This is a genomic window from Roseobacter sp. HKCC-CH-9351, from assembly GCF_037830295.1.
Classification (GTDB): Bacteria; Pseudomonadota; Alphaproteobacteria; order Rhodobacterales; family Rhodobacteraceae; genus M30B80.
In genome coordinates this window covers 12724-29056 of the sequence record NZ_JBBLYM010000002.1, presented here as the reverse complement: position 1 = coordinate 29056, position 16333 = coordinate 12724, and the positions used below count along the sequence as shown (strand labels likewise).

The window sequence follows — 16333 nt, the reverse complement described above, 5'->3', positions numbered from 1 at the left end:
CGGTGGGGCAGGCCACATCATGGCGCAAGGGCAAGGTCACGCCCTAATCGCGAAATGTGACGATATCGTCCATCTCGGGGCGGGGGCGTTCTGGGGCCTTGGCGCTTGGCGTTCCAAGATGGATGAACCCTGCCACGAATTGCGGCGCTGTAATGCCATAGGCACGGGATAAAAATTCGGGATCAAAGGCCATCCAACCGCTTAGCCAATTTGCGCCAAAGCCGTGGGCCATCGCGGCATGCATCATTTCAAGACAAACCGCACCTGCCGATAGTTGCTGTTCCAACAGGGGGATTGCATCATGCGCATCGGGGTGAGACAGAACCGCGACCACAAGAGGGGACTGGTCAAATGCCGCGGCGGATTTTTCGACCTTTTCGGCCACGCGGCCTGCGCCATGGCCCAATTCGCGGGTGAGCGCGGCTAAGCCCGCGCGGCTTTCTGACCCATGAACAACGATGCGCCACGGGGCCAATTTTCCGTGATCTGGCACCCGCATGGCGGATGTGAGGATATCTTCCAACACCGCCCCCTCAGGGGCGGGGGCATTGAGCAGCTGCGCAGGGGTAGATCTGCGCAGGCGCAAAAATTCCGCCAATTGTGGCCAATGCGGGGGCTGATAGGGTGCGTCCGTCATGATTTTTTCGCCGCAGCCTTGCGCGAGGTTTTTCCGCCTTTGGCGGCCTTGGCCGCGATCAGCGCCAAGGCCTCCTCCATCGTGACGGCTTCGGGTTCGGTGCCCTTGGGCAGGGTCGCATTGATTTTGGCCCATTTCACATAAGGCCCATAGCGGCCATTCATCACCTGAACCGCCCCGCCATCAGGATGCTCGCCCAACTCTTTGAGAGGGGCGACCGTGGCCCCACGGCCTGCACCGCGCGAAGCGGCCTTGGCGGCCAAAACCTCAACCGCGCGGTTCATGCCGATCTCGAACACCTCATCCACCTCGGGCAGGTTGGCGTAAAGGCTGCCATGTTTGACATAAGGCCCGTAACGGCCAATGCCCGCCTCGACCAAAACGCCATCCTCAGGATGCGCACCAATCGCGCGGGGCAATGACAAGAGGCGCAGTCCTTTCTCCAAATCCATGCCCGCAGGCGGCCATGTTTTGGGGAGTGAGGCGCGCGGAGGTTTTGGGTTGTCTTCGGTCGCTTCGCCCAATTGAACATAAGGGCCAAACCGCCCTGCTTTCAGCCAAACGGCCTGTCCGCTTTCGGGTTCAACCCCCAGCATTTTATCGCCCTCGCTTTCCTCGCCATTGGGGGCGAGGGGGCGGGTATAGCGACATTCAGGGTAATTGGAGCAGCCGATGAACGCCCCGCCAGAGCGCGCTGTGCGCAACGAAAGACGCCCTTCACCACAAGCCTGACACTGGCGTGGATCACCACCATCGGGGCGCTGTGGGAAGAGGTGCGGTTCCAACACCTCGTTGATTTTTTCCAAAACATCGGTGATCCGCAGCTCGGCGGTTTCATCGACCGCCCCTTTGAAATCGCGCCAGAAACGGGTCAGCAAATCGCGCCAATCGCGCGCACCTGCACTGACCTCATCCAGTTGGTTTTCCAAATCCGCGGTGAAATCATAGCCCACGTATTTCTGGAAATAATTGCTGAGGAATATTGTGACCAAGCGCCCCTTATCCTCGGGGATCAGGCGCCCCTTATCTTTCAGCACATAGCCGCGATCTTGGATTGTGGTGACGATCGAGGCATAGGTGGACGGGCGGCCAATGCCCAATTCTTCCATGCGCTTGACCAAAGTGGCCTCGGTGTAGCGGGGGGGCGGTTGGGTGAAGTGGCGCTGTCCAAATACTGCGCCTGAATTGTCGATGATGCCCCCTTCCAAGAGGCGCAAGCCGCCGCTTTCGCTGGCTGTGGCCCCGTCCAAGGTCTTGGTGAAATCACCCATCAAACTGCTTTGATCAAAGACAAGCTTGTCGCCAACCGCCATATTGGGCAGGCGATTTGCGTCTTCCTCATCGCTGTCATCGCGCCCTTCTACATAAACCTTGAGGAAACCTTCAAACTGGATCACCTGACCGCTTGCGCGCAGCACGACATTCTCATCGTTTGAGGAAATATCAACCGTGGTGCGTTCAAGGCGGGCGGCCTCCATCTGGCTTGCGATGGTGCGTTTCCAGATCAGTTCATAGAGTTTTTTCTGATCCGCATCCGTGATGCGCAGCTTTTCTGGCCCCATGGACATATCGGTGGGGCGGATACATTCATGCGCCTCTTGGGCGTTTTTGGCCTTGTTCTTATACATCCGCGGCGATTTTGGCAGGAAGTCTTCGCCAAATCGCGCGCGGATTGTGTCGCGGGCGGACATCACCGCCTCGGGGGCCATATCGATCCCGTCTGTTCGCATATAGGTGATATGCCCCGCCTCATAAAGGCGCTGAGCCGCGCTCATAGTTTGGCGCGCGCCCATGCCAAATTTGCGGCTGGCCTCTTGTTGCAGGGTTGAGGTCATAAAGGGCGGGCTTGGATTGCGGGTGGCGGGTTTCGCCTCGACACCGGCCACAGTGAGCGCACGACTTGCCACCGCACTGACCGCCATCTGGGTCGAGGATTGCGTGGCCAAGTCGAATTTATCCAACTTCTTGCCACCAAAATGGGTCAAACGCGCCTCAAAGGATTGTCCACGCGGTGTCACAAGGCCCGCGCGCACTGACCAATATTCTTGGGCGCGGAAGGCTTCGATTTCCATTTCGCGCTCCACGATCAGACGCAGGCAGACGGATTGCACACGGCCTGCTGATTTTGATCCAGGCAATTTGCGCCACAAAACGGGGCTGAGGGTGAACCCCACCAAATAATCCAACGCTCGCCGTGCCAAATAGGCATCGACCAATTCCATATCGACCTCGCGCGGGGCTTCCATCGCTTGGGTCACGGCGGTTTTCGTGATTGCGTTGAACACAACGCGGCGCACGGGCGTGTCTTTCTTAAGTGCCTTTTTCTGCGTCAGCGCCTCAAGCAAGTGCCAAGAAATCGCTTCACCCTCGCGGTCAGGGTCGGTGGCAAGGATCAAATCGGGGTCAGATTTCAGCGCATCCACAATCGCCTTGATGTGCTTTTTGCTGTCTGTAGCGACCTCCCATTTCATCTCAAACCCCGCGTCAGGATCGACTGAGCCATCCTTGGGGGGCAGGTCGCGCACATGGCCGTAGGAGGCCAAAACCGTATAATTCGCGCCCAGATATTTATTGATCGTCTTGGCCTTGGCGGGCGATTCGACAACGACAACGGGCATGAGTGGCAACCTAACTTTTTATGGAAATGTAATCGGTCTTAGGTCGCGCAACATTTGGTCTTGTGCAGGGTTTGTCAATGCACCCCTGTCACAATTACCCTATTTTTGTGGCATCTAGGCTGCGGTTTGGTGTCTCTGTGCGGCAGGGTCTGCGGCGCAATGATCACTGCGCGCCACCATGCCGCCTGCGCTGTGGGTGATCTCACCTGCAAGCTCCAACTCGGTCAAATGGCGAGCGAGATCGGCGCTGGACAGGGCGCTAACGCGCGCTGTTGTAGGGTCGGGCGGCTCTGCGCTGGCAGGGGCGCGGGCAAAAGCCCCCTCCAGATCAAGCGCTACGAGGATATCGCGCGCCTCGCGGATGAGATGCGCCCCTTCGCGCAGCAAAAGATTACACCCCGATGCGCGAGTGTCGAGCGGATGCCCCGGCACGGCCATCACCTCGCGCCCCTGTTCAGCAGCCATGCGCGCGGTGATCATCGACCCTGATCTTAATGCGGCCTCAATCACCACAATACCGCGCGACAGCCCTGAAATGATGCGATTACGCCTTGGGAAATGGCGCGCTTGGGGCGCGCGGCCCATCGGCATCTCAGACAGACGCAAACCGATTTGCGCGGCAAGTTCGGCGTTTTCGGGCGGATAGATCACATCCACCCCGCCTGCCATGACCGCGACCGTGCCTGTGCTGAGGCTTGCCTGATGCACGGCTGTATCAATGCCGCGGGCAAGGCCCAAGTCGCGTGCCACAGCGCGGGCCATCCGCAACCCAAGGGCTGACGCATTGCGCGTGCCGACCATGCCAACAATGGGGCGGGTGAGCAGGTCAAGATCGCCAATGGCCCACAGAAAAGGCGGGGCATCGGACAGTGCGGCAAGGGTTGCAGGATAGGCCGCCTCACCCAAAAACAGGGCGCGGGCCGCACAGCTTTGCGCCGCGCGAATTTCGGCCTGTGCCGCAGATTTGGAATAGACCGCATAGCCTGACACACCCGCCTTGGCCGCAATCTGTGGCAGGGCCGCCAAGGCATCGGCCCCCGATCCACATTCGGCAATCAATCGCCGATAGGTCACAGGCCCAACTTTTGGCGAGCGGATCAACCGCAGCCGCGCCAGGCGTTCGGCCGTGTCATCGGACGAGGCAGGGAGAGGGGCAGAAGGGGCGGCATGATCTGTCATGCCGCAACCCTAGACGCAGCTTGGTTGAGAAGGCGTTAATGCAGGATCAGGCCGAACCGCCGACTGTCAGACCGCCAATCATTAATGTAGGTTGACCGACCCCCACAGGCACCCATTGCCCCGCTTTGCCGCAATTCCCCATGCCCGGATCTAAGGCCATATCATTGCCAATCGCCCGGATTTGCTTCAGCGCAGTGGCCCCATCTCCGATGAGCGTAGCCCCTTTGACAGGCGCCCCGATCTGGCCGTTTTGCACGCGATAGGCCTCGGTGCAGGAAAAAACGAATTTGCCATTGGTGATGTCAACCTGCCCGCCGCCAAAGCCAACCGCATAAATCCCGTCTTTCAAATCCGCCAAAATATCGGCAGGCGCGTTGTCGCCGCCAAGCATATATGTGTTGGTCATCCGCGTCATCGGGGGATGGGCATAAGATTCGCGCCGCCCATTTCCTGTCGCAGCCACACCCATTAAGCGGGCAGATTGGCGGTCTTGCATGTAGCCAACCAAAATTCCGTCCTCAATGAGCGGGGTGGCTTGGCTTTGCGTGCCCTCATCATCAATCGAAATGGATCCACGCCGATCAGGCAGCGTGCCATCGTCCAAAACAATCACGCCTTTGGCCGCCACTTGCTGCCCCATCAGACCTGCGAAGGCGGATTGGCCTTTGCGGTTGAAATCCCCCTCTAGACCATGCCCCACAGCCTCGTGCAGTAGGATACCTGGCCAGCCTGGCCCCAGCACCACATCAATCACGCCCGCAGGGGCAGGGACGCTGTCGAGGTTCACGCAGGCCACGCGCAGGGCCTCACGTGCAACCGATTGCCAATGCGCAGGGGCCATGACGCGGCCAATCGCAAACCGCCCCCCACCGCCTGCCGAGCCACTTTCACGGCGGCCTTTTGCCTCGACAATGACCGATATGTTCAAGCGCACCAAAGGCCGTGCATCGCGCAACACCTGTCCCTCAGGGCGGAGGATTTCGACCTCTTGATGCGAGGCGGCAAGCAATACAGACACTTGCACAACGCGCGGATCAAGGGCGCGGGTGTAGGCGTCAATCTCGCCCAATAGATCAATGCGGGCCTCAAAGCTGCTGCCATCCATTGGGTCATTGGGCATATAGAGGTGGCGGTTGGTGCCTTGTGGAGGGGCGGCCATGATCCCGCCGCTTTGGCGAATGGCCATGCGGGCAGTGTCACTGGCGCGGGACAGGGCCGCTTCGCTTAACTCGGTCGCATGGGCATAGGCTGAAACCTCCCCCAAGACCGCGCGCAGCCCGAATCCCTCGCTTGCGTCATAGGAGGCGGTCTTGATCCGCCCATCATCAAAAACCAAGGCCTCAGATCGTTTTCTTTCGAGAAATAACTCTCCGTCTTCGGCCCCTGTCAGGGTTGCGCGCAACAGTCGCAGGGCGGCCTCTTGGTCGAGGGATGTCTCGAAGGGACGGAAGCTACTGGCACGATCAGACACGCAAATTCCTTTCAAAATTGGGCACTTGGCCCGCATTCCGCCGCCGCGGCGGCAGCATAACTACCCCATGTGAGCCGTTAAAATGATCCAAATCAACATTCCCATGGGTGAGACATTTTTATCCAATGTCTTGTAATGTAACCCTCTATATGGTTGTTGCAGCTTTGAACGCAACGGGATGTCACAGACCTTAAACGGGCATCACGAAAAAACAGGACGACATGACAATGGCACTTCGTACCAAGCTCTCAAGCTTTTGGGCCGCAGCAGCGGCAACATTTGCCCTGACGGGTGGTGCATCTGCGCAGGCGTTGCGCGATGGTTTGGAGATTATCGGCGCACCCCATCTGGGTGGTGTGAATATGCAAACAGGCGTGACCGAATTGGCGCATGACGTTCGCGTGTTGGATAATCTGCTTTTGGTGATTATCACCGCGATTGTTATCTTCGTGACCGCATTGATGGTCTATTCCATCGTGCGCCACAATCGCCGTGCGAACCCAAAACCTGCAACCTTCACCCATAACCGCAAGATCGAGATCATCTGGACAGTCGTGCCAATGATCATCTTGTTTGTGATCGGTGGCTTCTCGCTGCCTGTGTTGTTCAAGCAGCAGACCATTCCTGATGGCGAAGTGGTGATCAAGGCAACAGGCTATCAGTGGTATTGGGGCTACGAATACCCGCAGCATGACATTGTTTTTGACAGCTTTATGTTGGCCGAAGATGAATTGGCCGAATACGGCTACACGCGCGATGAATATTTGCTCGCCACCAACACGGCAATGGTTGTGCCAACCGGTCGCGATGTTGTGGTTCAGGTCACGGGCGCGGATGTAATCCATTCTTGGACAATTCCCGCCTTCGGTGTGAAGCAGGACGGAATCCCGGGTCGCCTTGCGCAGCTGTGGTTCAATGTTGAGCCTGGCCGTGAAGGCATCTATTTCGGGCAGTGTTCTGAGCTGTGCGGCGTGAACCACGCCTACATGCCGATCACCGTCTTCGCAGTGACCCCTGAGGAATATGACGCATGGACACGCGGCGAAATCAGCGACTTCGCCTCTGTAGATGCGCGTGCGCCACAGGTTGTGGAACTGGCCGCGGCGCAATAAGCGCAGCAAAGCTTCTGCCAAGCCACCCGCGCAATCAGGTGGCTTGGCGATTTCGCAAATAACCCCCCTAAGGACGCGCCCGCAGATGAGCGATGCATCCATTGATATCACGACCAAATCGGCGAAACCCGCTGAACTGGAACCCAAAGAAGCAAGCTTTGGGGATTATGTACTGCTGCTTAAGCCGCGTGTGATGTCTTTGGTGGTGTTCACCGCCTTTGTTGGCATTGTCGCGGCCCCTGTGGCGCAGCCTTTGTTCATCTCTTTCTGTGCCATTTTGTTCATCGCCATTGGTGCGGGGGCGTCTGGCGCGCTGAATATGTGGTATGATGCCGATATTGACCGCGTCATGAAACGCACCGCCTCGCGCCCTGTGCCGTCTGGGCGTGTCACCGCGCAAGAGGCGTTTCAGATCGGTCTTGCGCTCTCGGTCATGTCGGTTGTGTTCCTTGGCCTTGCGACCAATTGGGTTGCGGCGGGGCTCTTGGCCTTTACCATCTTTTTCTACGTTGTGATTTACACGATGTGGCTGAAACGCGCGACCCCGCAGAATATCGTCATTGGTGGCGCGGCAGGGGCCTTTCCCCCAATGGTGGGATGGGCAGCTGTAACGGGTGATGTTTCGCTGGCCTCTATGCTGATGTTCGGCTTGATCTTCATGTGGACGCCGCCGCATTTCTGGGCCTTGGCCTTGTTTATGAAATCGGATTACCACAAGGCCGATGTGCCGATGCTGACGGTGACCCATGGGCGCGCGGCGACCCGCCGCCATATCTGGATTTACACTGTGCTCTTGGCGCCTGTGGCGCTTGGCATTGGTGTGACGCAAATCGGCGGCCCGCTCTACATGGCGGCAGCGGTGGTTCTGAACCTGATCTTCTTGAAAGGCGCGTGGGATATCCGTGCCCGCAGCGAAGATGTGGCAGAGGCCGATGGCTATGCGACTGAAAAGAAATTCTTCCGCTTTTCCCTGTATTACCTTTTCCTGCATTTCTGCGCGATCTTGGGCGATATTGCCCTGCGCGCCGCAGGTCTGTCATTGGGGGGGTGGTAAGCTATGGCGATCCGTGAACAAAGCGATATGCACACGCGCCGCCTGAGCCGCAATATCGGCGTGGGGCTGAGCCTTGTTGCCTTTTGCGTGATCGTCTTTGGGATGACGGTGGCAAAAATCCGTGAAGGCTCCAAGATGGAGGCCTTTGATCATCAACCGCGCGTGTCGATGACCCCTGCGCAAGAGGGGCAATCAGGAGGCACGCAGCAATGACACAAAACCGTAAAACTGTTTACAGCCTGCTTGGTGTCATCGTCTTTATGGGGGCGATGGCATGGGCGGCTGTGCCGCTTTACGATCTTTTTTGCCGTGTCACGGGCTATGGCGGCACCACGCAAGTTGCGGATACTGAAAGCGCGGTGGTGTCTGATCGCATCATTACTGTGCGCTTTGATGCAAGCACCGCGCGCGACATGCCGTGGGAATTCCGCCCCATGCAGCGCGAAATTGATGTCCGCCTAGGCGAAACAGCCTTGGTGTTTTACGAGGCCTATAACCCGACCGATCAAGTGGTGGCAGGCACTGCGAGTTATAACGTGCTGCCCTATACGGCGGGCGCGTATTTTGCGAAAATCGCCTGCTTCTGTTTCACCGAGCAGGTGCTGCAACCAGGTGAGCGGGTCGAAATGCCTGTGACCTTTTTCGTAGACCCCGAAATCCTTGAGGATGAAGAGGCCTATGACACACAAGAAATTACCCTGTCCTATACATTTCATGTTATGGATATAACCGAAGAACTTGCCGTCCTGAGCGGCACAACTGAATGACCGAAAGCGAAGGACCAAAACAGATGTCCCATGCAAAGAACCACGATTATCATATCATTTCGCCCTCGCTCTGGCCGTTGATTGGCGCCGTTGGGGCTTTTGTAATGCTCACGGGCGGCGTGCTGTGGATGCATGGCTCTGGCCCGTGGATGTTCCTGATGGGCCTTGTGGCTGTCCTTTACGTGATGTTCGGCTGGTGGTCGGATGTGGTCGCGGAAAGCAACCAAGGCGATCACACCCCCGTTGTGCGGATCGGCCTGCGCTATGGCTTTATAATGTTCATTATGTCCGAAGCCATGTTCTTCGTTGCATGGTTCTGGGCCTTCTTTAAGCACGCGATATACCCGATGAACGAATATCTGGGGTCGCAATATGTGCAGCCAAGTTTCTATCAGATGGATGTCTGGCACCTACCTCTGATTAACACGCTTGTTTTGCTGTTGTCGGGCGCAGCGGTGACTTGGGCGCACCACGCGTTGGTGCACAATGAAAGCCGCAAGGATGTCGAATGGGGCCTTTTGATCGGCGTCGCGCTTGGCTTGTTCTTTACGGGGCTGCAAGCCTTTGAATATTGGGAGTTGCTAGCGCACAAAGACTGGACATTCGGTGGCGATAAGTTTTTCTCTACCTTCTTCCTTGCGACCGGTTTCCACGGGATGCACGTGATCATCGGAACAATCTTCTTGTTCATCTGCTATTTGCGCGTGCGCAGCGGCCATTTCACCGCGGAGAAACATATCGGCTTTGAAGCGGCCGCATGGTACTGGCACTTTGTTGATGTGGTCTGGTTGTTCTTGTTTGCCGCAGTCTATATTTGGGGCATTGGCGGCTGAGCTGATCCCGCGTGATCACCTGATTTCGGAACGGCCCGCCACCACAAAGGCGGGCCGTTTCTCGTTCGACCCGCCATCGATGAGAGGTGCTATGACACATTCGCGTTTTGCGATTTTCTCGGTTCTGTCATTCGGGGTTGCGGGGGCCGCTATCCTGATTGCGCTTGGCGTGTGGCAGACCCAACGTTTGTCTTGGAAACAGGGCGTGTTGGCCGATATCGAGGCGCGGCTTGTTGCCGAAGCGGTGACCTTGCCTGACGCGCCAGATGCGATCCGTGATCGGTATTTGCCTGTGATGCTTGAGGGGCAGTTTATCCGCGAGGCAGAAGACACGCTGCGCGTCTTGGTCAGCCGCAAGGGCGTGGGGGCGGGCTATCGCCTGATCTCAGGGTTTGAGGATGATCTGACGGGGCGCCGTATCCTTGTGGATCGTGGGTTTTTGCCCGTAGCCGCTGAGATGCGTTCTGCGCCAGAAGGCCGCTTTGCCCTCACGGGCAACCTGCATTGGCCAGATGACCGCAACAGCTCGACCCCCGATAATGACCGCGCCGCAAATATCTGGTTCGCGCGCGATTTGGCGGATATGGCCTCGGTGCTTGGCACAGACCCCTATCTTGTGGTGCTGCGTGACGGCACCCCGCCAGAGGCAGACCTGACACAGATGCCCGTGGGCACATCCGCCATCCCCAATGACCATTTGCAATATGCGGTGACATGGTTTTCGCTTGCAGCGGTATGGTTGGGGATGACAGCCTATCTTCTGTGGCGTATCAGGCACAGAACGCTTTGAAGGGACAATAACCATGCGCTACATCTCGACACGCGGCACAGCGCCTGAACTGACATTTGAGGACGCCATGTTGACGGGGCTTGCCCGTGATGGGGGGCTGTATGTGCCTGCAAGCGTCCCGCAGTTGAGCCATGCGGAGATCGCCGCAATGGCGGGTCTGCCTTATGAGGAGGTCGCCTTTCGCGTGATACGCCCCTTTGTGGGCGATACATTCAGCGATAGTGAATTTGGCGATATCATCACCCGCGCCTATCAGGGCTTTCGCCACGCAAGCCGCGCGCCGCTCAAGGAATTGGCACCCAATCATTTCCTGATGGAATTGTTCCACGGCCCCACCTTGGCGTTCAAAGACTTTGCGATGCAGCTGATTGGGCAAATGTTTGAGCATAGCCTGATCAAACGCGGGCAGCATGTGACCATTGTGGGGGCAACGTCAGGCGATACAGGCTCTGCCGCGATGGAGGCATTTCGCGGGCTTGATGCGGTGTCGGTGTTCATCCTGTTCCCCCATGGCCGTGTGTCCGAGGTGCAGCGCCGCCAAATGACCACGGTCACCGAGGCCAACGCCCATGCTTTGGCCATTGACGGCACATTTGACGATGCGCAGGCGCGGCTCAAAGATATGTTCAATGATCTCACCTTTCGCGATGAGGTGCGCTTGGCAGGGGTGAACTCGATCAACTGGGCACGCGTCATGGCGCAGGTTGTTTATTATTTTACCGCCGCAGTCAGCCTTGGCGCCCCACATCGTGCCGTCAGCTTTACCGTGCCGACTGGTAATTTCGGCGATGTTTTTGCGGGCTATATCGCGCGCCAAATGGGTCTGCCGATTGATCGTCTTGTGGTGGCGACCAACAGCAATGACATTTTGGATCGCGCCTTGCGCACGGGCGGCTATCATATGGGCGGTGTGCAGGCCACAATCAGCCCTTCGATGGATATCGAAGTGTCGTCCAACTTTGAGCGGGCATTGTTTGATGCGTATGGTCGTGACGCAGGCGCGGTTGTGCAATCCATGGCCGCGTTGAAATCCGAAGGCGGGTTTGACATCAGCCAAGGCGCGCTTGAGGCTCTGCGGGACATCTTTGCCTCGGGTCGTGCAAGCGAGGATGAGACATCCGCGATGATCACATCTTGCCTGTCAACATCGGGCGAGCTGCTTTGCCCCCATACCGCAGTCGGGGTTCATGTGGCCCAAGATCACCTTGGGGCGACCCCGATGGTTACATTGGCTACAGCGCATCCTGCGAAATTCCCCGATGCGGTCGAGGCGGCAACGGGCATCCGGCCCGCATTGCCGCCCCATATGGCAGATTTGTTCGAGCGTTCCGAACGGGTGCAGCGCGTGCCAAATGACCTTGCCGCCCTTGAGGCGTTGGTCCGCGAAAAGGTGGCCGCATGAGTGTTGAGATGCACCAACTCTCCAACGGGTTGCGGGTGATCACCGAACGGATGGAGGGGCTTCAATCCGCGGCAATCGGGGTTTGGGTGTCCGCAGGGGGCCGCCATGAGCGGGTCGAGCAAAACGGCATCGCGCATTTCCTTGAACATATGGCGTTTAAGGGCACGAAACGGCGCAGCGCGCTGCAAATCGCCGAGGAGATCGAAGATGTAGGCGGCTATATCAACGCCTATACCTCGCGCGAAGTCACCGCCTATTACGCGCGCGTGCTGGAACAAGATGTGCCCCTTGCCCTTGATATGATTGCCGATATCGTGCTGAACCCTGTGTTTGATCCGCGCGAGATCGAGGTTGAACGGGGCGTCATCCTGCAAGAAATCGGTCAGGCGAATGACACGCCTGATGATGTGATTTTCGACTGGCTTCAGGAAACGGCCTATCCCAACCAACCGCTTGGGCGCACCATTCTTGGCCCCAGTGAGCGGGTGCGCGGCTTTGGTCGCGAGGATTTCAGCCAATTCGTGACCGAACATTATGGCCCCGATCAGATGATACTATCGGCCGCAGGGGCGGTGGATCACGCGCAGATCGTGCGACTGGCCGAAGAGAATTTTGGCCATTTGCCCTCACGCCGCGCGGCCCCGGCACCTTTGGCGCAATTTGCAGGCGGAGAATTCCGCAAGGTCAAGAAACTGGAACAGGCCCATATTGCGATGGCCTTTGAAACACCAGGATATCGGTCTGACGACATCTACACCGCGCAGATTTACGCAAGCGCGCTTGGCGGGGGCATGTCCTCGCGCCTTTTCCAAGAACTGCGCGAAAAGCGTGGCCTGTGCTATTCGATTTTTGCCCAAGTGGGGGCCTTTGATGAAACGGGCCTTCTCACCATTTACGCAGGCACGGGCGGCAAGGATGTGGGGGATTTAGCGCTTTTGAGCATGGATGAGATCAAGCGCGCCGCAAGTGATTTGAACCAAGCCGAGCTTGATCGGGCGCGCGCGCAGATGAAAGCGGGGCTTTTGATGGGGCTGGAAAGCCCATCTTCCCGCGCCGAGCGTCTGGCACGGGTTTTGGCTATCTGGGATCGTGTGCCGCTCTTAGAGGAAACTGTGGCGCGGATTGATGCGGTCAGCCTTGCGCATATTCGTGACTTTGGCGCAGGGATTGCCGAAAGCGGTGCGCTTGCCTTGGCGCTTTATGGGCCCGTCAGCAAAGCGCCTGATTACGCGCAATTGACGCAGCGTTTGGCGGCTTGATGCTGAGGCGGCGGCCGAAACTTGCCATTGAAACCGAGCGCATGACCCTGCGCCTGCCTCTGCATGAGGATTATCGCCATTGGGCGGGATTGCGCGAAGCATCAGCCGCCTTTCTGCAGCCATGGGAGCCTGCATGGTCATCGGATCATCTGACCCGCAAAAGCTTTTCTGCGCGGGTCTATTGGACACAGCGTGCCTCATCGGAGGAAAGCGCGCTGCCGCTGTTTTTGATCCGCCGCGAAGACCAACGCCTGCTTGGCGCGGTCACATTGGACAATATTCGCCGTGGCCCCGCGCAGGCGGGAACGATTGGCTATTGGATTGGGCAGCCATATGCGCGCAACGGATATATGCGCGAGGCGGTGGTGGCCTTGATCCACTATGCTTTTACCCGTCTTGATCTGTCCCGTATTGAAAGCGCCTGTTTGCCTGAAAACACCCCCTCCCGTGGTCTTTTGGAGAAATGCGGCTATAAATATGAGGGGGTCGCGCAAAGTTATTTGCAGATCAATGGGCGCTGGCGCAATCATGTGCTTTACGCCAATTTGCGCAGTGACCGCCGTGGCCGCACCGAAGTGGGCTAAGGCTTTGTGGGTGTAAGGGGGACAGGCGTGACAGCTTCATCAAAACTTGAAGCGTTGAAGGGCGATTTGCCTGCGGATATTTGGCGCGAGGCGACCCCGAACTATCTCGAAGAACCGCGCGGACGCTGGCAGGGCAAAGCTGCGGCGGTTTTGGCACCGCGCTCTACCGAAGAGGTTGCTTTGGCTATGCGCGCCTGTGCGGCGCATCGGGTGGCGGTGATCCCCTATGGCGGCGGCACGGGCTTGGTCGGTGGGCAGCTGTCTGAAAATTTTGATCATGGCGTGATTGTATCACTCGAGCGGATGCGCGCGATCCGCGCGATGGACGAAGATGGGCGCAGCCTAACCGTTGAGGCGGGTGTCATCTTGGCCGATATTCACGCGACCGCGCAAAAGGCGGGGCTGCTTTTCCCCTTAAGCCTTGCAAGCCAAGGATCGGCGCGCATAGGCGGCCTTTTGGCGACCAATGCGGGCGGGGTGAATGTTCTGCGTTATGGCAATGCACGGGATTTGGTCTTGGGCATTGAGGCGGTGATGCCCGATGGCAGCATTTTTCACGGGCTATCGCCTCTACGCAAAAACAACACGGGCTATGATCTGCGCCATTTGCTGATCGGCTCAGAGGGCACATTGGGCATCATCACAGCGGCCAGTTTGCGGCTTTTTCCTGAGCCTGCGGCGCAAGGCGCGGCCCTGATGGCTGTGCCTGATCCTAGCGCGGCCCTGTCTCTGTTGCGAATGACGCAGGATGTGGTGGGCGAGGGGCTTTCGGCCTTTGAATTGATGCACCGCCAAGGGTTTGATTTCTTGGCCGAGGTTGGGCCAGATTTGCGCCAACCTTTTGATGAAATCCCCGAGTGGTGCGTGCTGATCGATTTGGGCCTTGGTGTGGGTCAAGATCCCGCCGCGCTATTAGAGGGACTTTTTGCCCGCGCCTTTGAGGCAGATTTGGTCAATGACGGGGTGATTGCCCAATCCATGGCGCAGCGGGATGATTTCTGGGCCCTGCGCGAAAATATCCCTGAAACAAATCGGCGCATCGGCTCAGTGAGTTCGCATGATATTTCCTTGCCCGTGGGGTTGGTACCTCAGTTCATCGCGGATATTCCCGCTCGCATCGCCCAGATCGGGGAATTCCGCCATAACTGCTTTGGCCATATGGGGGATGGGAATTTGCATTACAACATCTTCCCCATGCCAGGCAAAACCCGGGCGGATCATCTGGCAGAGCGGGATGTGATCAAGCGCGCCATGCATGATTTGGTGCATGAGATGGGCGGATCCGTATCTGCCGAACATGGGATCGGGCGGCTTAAGGTGGATGACCTTGAACGCTATGGCGACCCTGCCAAATTGGCCGCGATGCGAGCGATTAAGGCCGCTCTTGATCCGCACGGCATCATGAACCCAGGCGCAATATTGCGCGGCAGATAGTTTTAACTGAAAATTCAAATACTCTGGTAAAACTGTGCGCTTACTATAACGTTTGGCTCATCGATCAGTTTTTTATTGAGGTGTTGTTTATGGCGAAGATTGTAAGTGTCTTACCCCGCCTTTTCCGGTTGCCGTTGGCAGAAGTATTGTCTGATGCGAAGCACGGAGACCACACCCATTTTGAGTTGATTACGGCTACTGTGAAGTTGGATGACGGTAGTGAAGGTACTGGGTATTCTTATACCGGCGGATGGGGTGGTCACGCGATCAAGGCCATGATTGAGCATGATTTGACGCCGTTTTTGATTGGCAAAGATGCTACTCAAATTGAGCAATTACATGACCAAATGCGTTGGCATATTCACTATGTGGGACGAGGGGGTGTTTCTGCCTTTGCAATTGCAGCAGTTGATGTCGCCTTGTGGGATATTCGTGGCAAACGAAGTAATTTATCTCTGTGTGAAATGGCTGGTGGTGTAAGCCGAACCTGTAAGGCCTACGTGGGTGGCATCGATCTAAATTTCCCCCTTGAAAAACTTTTGTACAATATGGACCAGGCCATTCAAAGCGGGTTCAATGGCGTAAAAATTAAGATTGGTCGTGAGAACCTGGAAGAAGACATCGAGAGAATATATGCGGTGCGAGAGCGAATTGGTTCAGACACGACCTTTATGGTTGATGCAAATTATGGCATGTCTGTCGACCAAGCAATTTCTGCCATCCGGCAGTTTGAAAATGCCAATATTACCTGGTTTGAGGAACCGATCGATCCTGATGACTTAAACGGATACAGGATTATAAGTGAACAAACTGGCTTCCCGCTGGCAATTGGCGAGAACTGTCACTCAATTCACGACTTTGAACTTTTAGAGAAAACTAAGGCATTCAAGTTTTTTCAACCAGATGTGGCCACTTGCGGTGGTATCACAACGTGGTTGCGTGCGGCGGCTTTTGCCGAGCGTAACGGAATAAGTGTTTGTACTCATGGAATGCAGGAACTTCACGTTAGTCTGTTGTGCGGACGCGAAAATGCAGGCTGGTTGGAAGTTCATGCCTTTCCCATCGATACGTACACGCATCAGCCGTTAAAGCTTAATCAAGACCACATGGCTGTTGCGCCACAGCTCCCTGGCATCGGCGTGACTTTTGATTGGGACAAACTTGAAGCTGAGAATAGCTTAGTATCCTAGTGG

Annotated in this window: 15 protein-coding genes; 11 read left to right on the top strand and 4 right to left on the bottom strand. The window is 57.0% G+C overall.

Annotated elements, in window-relative coordinates; translation table 11 throughout:
* Window positions 1-43 precede the first annotated feature (43 nt).
* The 4 genes from AAC632_RS10320 to tldD form a co-directional block, all read right to left on the bottom strand.
* Entirely contained in the window at window positions 44-637 is a 594-nt protein-coding gene (locus AAC632_RS10320; protein ID WP_340298820.1) for a nitroreductase family protein, read from the bottom strand.
* Window positions 634-3255: a type I DNA topoisomerase gene (gene topA / locus AAC632_RS10315; protein ID WP_340298819.1), complete on the bottom strand. Its 2622-nt coding sequence runs from the start codon at window positions 3253-3255 to the stop codon at window positions 634-636. The genes AAC632_RS10320 and topA overlap by 4 nt, the downstream gene beginning before the upstream one ends.
* A 114-nt stretch (window positions 3256-3369) precedes the next feature.
* On the bottom strand, window positions 3370-4434 hold the full coding sequence (locus tag AAC632_RS10310; RefSeq protein WP_340298818.1) for a DNA-processing protein DprA: 1065 nt from the start codon (window positions 4432-4434) through the stop codon (window positions 3370-3372).
* 46 nt (window positions 4435-4480) lie between these two features.
* Window positions 4481-5905, bottom strand: a complete 1425-nt coding sequence (gene tldD, locus AAC632_RS10305) for a metalloprotease TldD (RefSeq protein WP_340298817.1) — start codon at window positions 5903-5905, stop codon at window positions 4481-4483.
* 227 nt (window positions 5906-6132) lie between these two features.
* Between tldD and coxB the strand changes: the two genes are divergently transcribed.
* From coxB to AAC632_RS10250, 11 genes are all read left to right on the top strand, one after another.
* Window positions 6133-7017, top strand: coding sequence for a cytochrome c oxidase subunit II (coxB, locus tag AAC632_RS10300; RefSeq protein WP_340298816.1), 885 nt, complete (start codon window positions 6133-6135; stop codon window positions 7015-7017).
* Window positions 7018-7102: 85 nt separating this feature from the next.
* A complete protein-coding gene (gene cyoE / locus AAC632_RS10295; RefSeq protein WP_340298815.1) occupies window positions 7103-8071 on the top strand; it encodes a heme o synthase in 969 nt (322 codons plus the stop codon).
* 3 nt (window positions 8072-8074) lie between these two features.
* Window positions 8075-8284: a hypothetical protein gene (locus AAC632_RS10290; protein ID WP_340298814.1), complete on the top strand. Its 210-nt coding sequence runs from the start codon at window positions 8075-8077 to the stop codon at window positions 8282-8284.
* Window positions 8281-8838 (top strand): cytochrome c oxidase assembly protein, encoded by a 558-nt coding sequence (locus AAC632_RS10285; RefSeq protein ID WP_340298813.1) that lies wholly within the window; start codon window positions 8281-8283, stop codon window positions 8836-8838. The genes AAC632_RS10290 and AAC632_RS10285 overlap by 4 nt, the downstream gene beginning before the upstream one ends.
* Before the next feature lie 23 nt (window positions 8839-8861).
* On the top strand, window positions 8862-9671 hold the full coding sequence (locus AAC632_RS10280) for a cytochrome c oxidase subunit 3 (RefSeq protein ID WP_340255574.1): 810 nt from the start codon (window positions 8862-8864) through the stop codon (window positions 9669-9671).
* Window positions 9672-9762: 91 nt separating this feature from the next.
* Entirely contained in the window at window positions 9763-10461 is a 699-nt protein-coding gene (locus AAC632_RS10275) for an SURF1 family protein (RefSeq protein ID WP_340298812.1), read from the top strand.
* Window positions 10462-10474: 13 nt separating this feature from the next.
* Window positions 10475-11863 carry a threonine synthase gene (gene thrC / locus AAC632_RS10270; protein ID WP_340298811.1) on the top strand — a complete coding sequence of 463 codons (1389 nt, stop codon included), beginning with the start codon at window positions 10475-10477 and terminating at the stop codon, window positions 11861-11863.
* Complete coding sequence (locus tag AAC632_RS10265) at window positions 11860-13122, top strand: M16 family metallopeptidase (protein WP_340298810.1); 1263 nt, start codon at window positions 11860-11862, stop codon at window positions 13120-13122. The genes thrC and AAC632_RS10265 overlap by 4 nt, the downstream gene beginning before the upstream one ends.
* A complete protein-coding gene (locus AAC632_RS10260; RefSeq protein WP_340298809.1) occupies window positions 13122-13706 on the top strand; it encodes a GNAT family N-acetyltransferase in 585 nt (194 codons plus the stop codon). Before AAC632_RS10265 ends, AAC632_RS10260 begins: the two co-directional genes overlap by 1 nt.
* A gap of 27 nt (window positions 13707-13733) precedes the next feature.
* Window positions 13734-15140, top strand: coding sequence for an FAD-binding oxidoreductase (locus tag AAC632_RS10255; protein WP_340298808.1), 1407 nt, complete (start codon window positions 13734-13736; stop codon window positions 15138-15140).
* 89 nt (window positions 15141-15229) lie between these two features.
* Window positions 15230-16330, top strand: coding sequence for a mandelate racemase/muconate lactonizing enzyme family protein (locus tag AAC632_RS10250; protein WP_340298807.1), 1101 nt, complete (start codon window positions 15230-15232; stop codon window positions 16328-16330).
* Window positions 16331-16333: the final 3 nt, after the last annotated feature.